Source organism: Maricaulis sp. D1M11, from assembly GCF_047308265.1.
Classification (GTDB): domain Bacteria; phylum Pseudomonadota; class Alphaproteobacteria; order Caulobacterales; family Maricaulaceae; genus Maricaulis.
Genome location: NZ_JBKQWY010000034.1, coordinates 1 through 768 on the forward strand (window position 1 = coordinate 1; position 768 = coordinate 768).

1 protein-coding gene is annotated in these 768 nt (G+C 59.0%); it reads left to right on the forward strand.

Annotation, left to right across the window (positions count from 1 at the left end; genetic code table 11):
• Positions 1–768: LysM peptidoglycan-binding domain-containing protein (locus RMQ97_RS15530; RefSeq protein WP_413661810.1), on the forward strand; the 768-nt coding region annotated here is incomplete at both ends.

Sequence of the window (768 nt, forward strand, 5' to 3'; positions counted from 1 at the left end):
TGCCACAAACTACCGCAACAACAATAAAAACTCCAATGATCAGCATTATGCTCGTCTGACCACGACAAATTCCTACAACTGGAATGATGGCCTGACACTCAGACGCGCCGAGACCCGCAAAGACGGGGTCTCGCACAGCACCTACTCTTTCTACCAGTACAATACGGTGGGCGGGTCACTTTGGCTTGATCGCGTATTTGTCAACAATGGCCCGGGCCAGGCAGATCGTGAAGTCGACTATACTTGGGACCTGACCGGGCAAACGATCCTTCGTGAAGAGGATCATGAAGGTTCCTACCAGGCGCCTCATGAGGCCTGGTACCGCTTCGCCGGCAAGGAGATGGGTTATACCGGCAATAATGGTTCCCAGGAAATGGACTATGAGGCCTCCATCCTCGACCGTTCCGCAGAGCGCGGCGAGAATGGCCCCTTCCGCCACGGCCTGGGCACAGGTGTCGCCCATACCGATTTCGACCAGGGCCTGACACCGATCAATTCCTACAGTCAGGGTTCCTCTGGCGGGGCTTACACCGTCCGCGCGGGCGATACACTGGCCTCGATCGCGGCCAATCTGTGGGGCGACAGCTCGCTGTGGTATCGCATTGCCGAGGCCAATGGTCTGCAGGGCCAGTCCGCCCTGATCGAAGGCCAGAGCCTGACCCTGCCCACCGGCGTGATCCGCAATACCTATAACGCCTCCACCTTCACCCCCTATGATCCCAACGCCACGATCGGCGACACCTCCCCGCTCGCTCCTGTGCCCAAGGC